This window comes from Caulobacter sp. 17J65-9 (assembly GCF_010975005.1).
In the GTDB taxonomy this organism is placed as follows: Bacteria; Pseudomonadota; Alphaproteobacteria; order Caulobacterales; family Caulobacteraceae; genus 17J80-11.
This window is the reverse complement of the sequence record NZ_JAAIVC010000253.1, coordinates 1-3,642: the sequence shown is the minus strand read 5'-3', so window position 1 is coordinate 3,642 and position 3,642 is coordinate 1. Positions and strand designations below refer to the sequence as shown.

At 73.9% G+C, this 3,642-nt stretch carries 3 protein-coding genes; 1 reads left to right on the top strand and 2 read right to left on the bottom strand.

Annotated elements, in window-relative coordinates; all coding sequences use genetic code 11:
- Positions 1–112: 112 nt before the first annotated feature.
- On the bottom strand, positions 113–1,846 hold the full coding sequence (locus G3573_RS20790) for a hypothetical protein (protein WP_163263562.1): 1,734 nt from the start codon (positions 1,844–1,846) through the stop codon (positions 113–115).
- An 87-nt stretch (positions 1,847–1,933) separates the two neighbouring features.
- Here G3573_RS20790 and G3573_RS20785 point away from each other — a divergent pair, with 87 nt between their 5' ends.
- A complete protein-coding gene (locus tag G3573_RS20785) occupies positions 1,934–3,040 on the top strand; it encodes a serine hydrolase domain-containing protein (protein ID WP_163263561.1) in 1,107 nt (368 codons plus the stop codon).
- Between the two features lie 4 nt (positions 3,041–3,044).
- On the opposite strand, the gene G3573_RS20780 is transcribed toward G3573_RS20785, so the two are convergent.
- A partial coding sequence (locus G3573_RS20780) for a hypothetical protein (RefSeq protein WP_205598412.1) occupies positions 3,045–3,642 on the bottom strand: 598 nt, incomplete at its 5' end.

Below are 3,642 nucleotides of genomic sequence, written 5' to 3'. Positions count from 1 at the left end.
GCCGCCGCCCGGCCGGCCGCCAGCCCGGCCGCCCCGGCCCCGATCACCGCCACCTCGACCGCCTGGCGCCACATCAAACGTCAACGACCACGGCGCGGGCGGAGTTCGCGTCTCATCCCTTCAGCACCGGCGCCGGCGCCTCGCCGGACATGAACCGCGCGCACGCCTCGCGCTGGAGCGCGCTCAGCCCCTCGGCCAGCACCAGCCGCTGGACCGGCATGGGCGCGCCCAGCGGGCGATAGCGCAGGTCGCGCTGCGGCGCGCCGGCCGCGGGCGAGCGAACGGTCAGCTCGATGTCCCTGGTGGTGTCGCCGCCAAAGATGCTCCAGCCCAGCAGCAGGTCGCCCTCGCGCAGGCCCGCGGCGAAGGCCGGCCCCGACGGCGTCACCGCGCGCGCCGCCGGCTTGGGATCGCGCAGCACGCTGGTGTCGAAGCCGGCGTCGAACCCGGCCTGGCTGACGGTCTCCACCCGCGCGCATGGGGCGAAGAGGTCGGCCGGCAGGCTGACCATCTCGCCCCGGTCGACATAGCGGGCCAGGTCGTCGCCCAGCTCGAGCCCCACGCCCGGGGCCAGCCGCGCCAGCCGGACCGGCGCCTCGTCGCCCGCGACGGCCGGGCCCTTCATGGCCAGCATCAGGTCGTCCAGGTCGCGCGCGCCGCCGCTGGCCGCGCGCAGCCGCCCGTCCCACAGGGCCGCGATCACCATGCCGCGCTGGTAGGGCATGTCCTTGACCCGCGGGTCGGTCCAGAAGCCCTCGGCCACCTGGGCGTTCGAGAAGGTCCGCCCGGGTGAGGTCCAGTAGCCCTGGAGCCGCTGGTTGAAGTCGCCGACATACTGGTCGAGCGTCCACACGCCCGAGCGCAGCAGCACGCGCCCGGTGTAGAAGTTGGTGAAGCCCTCGCTCAGCCAGTAGCCCAGCGCCTCGTCCTTGTCGGACAGGCCGCCGATGGCGCGCGGCAGCCAGGCGTGCAGGTGCTCGTGCGCCAGCAGCCACGGCAGCTCGGCGTCCGGCGTGTTGGTCGAGGCGTACAGCGAAAACGCGTCGCCCAGGCCCGTGCCGCCCAGCGAGCGGCCGTCGGCGCGCGCCGCCAGCGGGGTGACCGCGATCAGGAAGGGCGAGGCGCCGTCGTTCCAGAGGGTCGAACTGGCCGCGGCGATGCGGCCCATCTTGTCGTCGAAGGCTTTCCAGTCGAGCCCCCAGTCGCCCAGCACCGCCACCCGCACGGGCGCCGCGCTCCCGCCCAGGGACCGGACGTTCAGGTTCGCCCCGCCGACCAGCACGCTCTCGCCGACGTCGTCCACCTTGAGGCCTTCGCGCTCCAGGTCCGAGGCCAGCCGCCAGCCGAACGGGAAGACGCCCCAGGCGAAGCTGGCCGGCCGCGCGCCGCCGCCGTCGCCGTCACCTTCCGGGGCCGCGAACACCGTGGTCCCGATCGCCGAGAACCAGTAGCCGGCCACGATCGGCCGGTAGGGATTGCCGCCGGACTGGCCGGTCGACGGCGCGCCGTCATAGCCCGAACGGACCCGGTAGCGCACCGTCAGCTCGCGCCCGGGCCGGTGGCGCAGGACCAGCCTGGCCGGCTCAGGCCGTTCCAGCTTCGCGCCGTCGACCGTGACGTCCTCGACCAGGCGGTACAGCTCCTTTTCGCCGGCCCAGTCGTCGGGCAGGTTCACGACCGTCTCGCCGTCGCGGTCCCCGGCGAAGCGGATCTCCACGGCTAGGGCCGTCAGCCGCTCGTCGGTGAACACCGGCGACAGCCGATAGCGCACCGGCCCGTCCGCCGGCGCCGCGGACGCCGCCGAAGCCGTCAGCGACAGCGCCGCCGCCAGGAAGATCGCCCGCATCCCGCCCCTCCTTCGTGCACCGCCAAGGTTTCAGCGACGAAACAGAGGCGACATCCCCACGTAACAGCGTACGGCCACGCTTGCGACATGATCATCACCCGTCGCTTCGCGCTCACGGGCCTGGGCCTGTCCGCCCTGGCCGTCGCCCTCCCCGCCAACGCTGAGGATCCGGCCGCAGCCGCCGAACAGGCGCTCGACGCGCTCGCCGCCGAGGGGCGGCTGTCCGGCGCGGCTCTGGCCGCGGTCGGGGGCCGCCCCGTTCTGCGCAAGGCCTGGGGGCTGGCCGACCGCGAGCGCCAGATCGCCAACCGGCCCGACACCCGCTTCAACCTGGCCTCGGCCGGCAAGCTGTTCACCACGGTCGCGATCGGCCAGCTGCTGCAGGAGGGCCGGCTTTCGCTGGACGACCGCCTGTCGGACCACCTGCCCGCCTTCCCGGCCGCCGTCGCCTCGCGGATCACGCTGGGCCAGCTGCTGACGCACACCTCGGGCCTGGGCAGCTATTTCGGCTCGCCCGGTTGGGCGCAGGTGCGGGCGTCGATCCGCTCGGTCGCCGACTATGTCGACCTGGTCCGAGAGGAACAGCCGCAGTTCGAGCCGGGCGCCCGCTACGCCTACAGCAACTCCGGCTTCGCGCTGCTGGGGGCGGTGATCGAGCGGCTGGACCGGCGCGACTACTACGAGAGCGTGCGCCGACGCGTCTTCCGGCCGGCCGGCATGACGCGCACGGGCTATCCCGCGCTCGGCGAGACCGCCGCCGACCTCGCTATCGGCTACACCAACGGCTGTTTCGCCCAGCCGAACTGCACGCCTGGCGAATGGACCGACGCCCGCAGCCAATGGCCCGGCCGCGGCGGCCCGGCCGGCGGCGGCGCATCCACGGTCGACGACCTGTTCCGCTTCGCCGTCGCGCTGACGGACGGGCGCCTCCTGAAGCCCGCGACCCTGGCCGGCCTCAAGGCGGAGCGCGGGCGCATGGACCGGCCCGGCGGCCCGATCGACGCCTATGCCTCAGGCTTCGGCCGGCTCACGGTCAACGGCCGCCCGAGCTTCGGCCACAACGGCGGCACCATCGGCGCGGCCGCTCAGCTGGACGTGTTCGAGGACGCGCCGCTGGTCCTGGTCGTGCTGGTCAACCAGGACGGCGCCCAACGGCCCGCCTCGGCGCGCCTGCGCAAGGCGTTCGCGGGCTGAACCGCTAGCCCAGATCCTCGCAGTTCATCGGCTCGGTGCGTTCACCGACAATCTCGTGCATGCAGCGCGCGGGCCGGTAGGCCTTGCCGTCGTAGGCGTGGCGCACGATCCAGCAGTCGCCCACGGTGCAGCCGGTGGTCTCGATATCGTTCAGGCCGTGGCTCACCGTCGGATAGACGGCGAAACCGTCGCCGCCGTTCTCGAACACCACCCGCATCGCGCCGCCGGCGCGCCGCTCGACCAGGAAGTAGCGGAACAGGTGGGCGCCGTAGAGGGCGTCGCAGCGGGGCGCCAGCGCCGGGCGCACAAACCAAAGCTCCCGGCCGGGCGCGGGCTTCACCCGCACCGCGCTCAACAACGCGGCGTAGTCGCCCGCCTTCAGGCCGTGGAAGGCGACGCACTCGTCCAGCATCTCGACATCCGACGCGTCGAGCCGCCGGATCACCGTGCGCACCAGCGCCTTCGATGGGCGCGCCTCGCCGGGGGTCTCGGTCTCAGTGCCGGTGGAGAACAACGGCGTCTCGGCCGGAGCGGCCGGCGCCGCGGGCTCGGGCGCCGGGTCGATGACCGCAGGCGTCGAGGCGGCCGCCTCGCCCACGGCC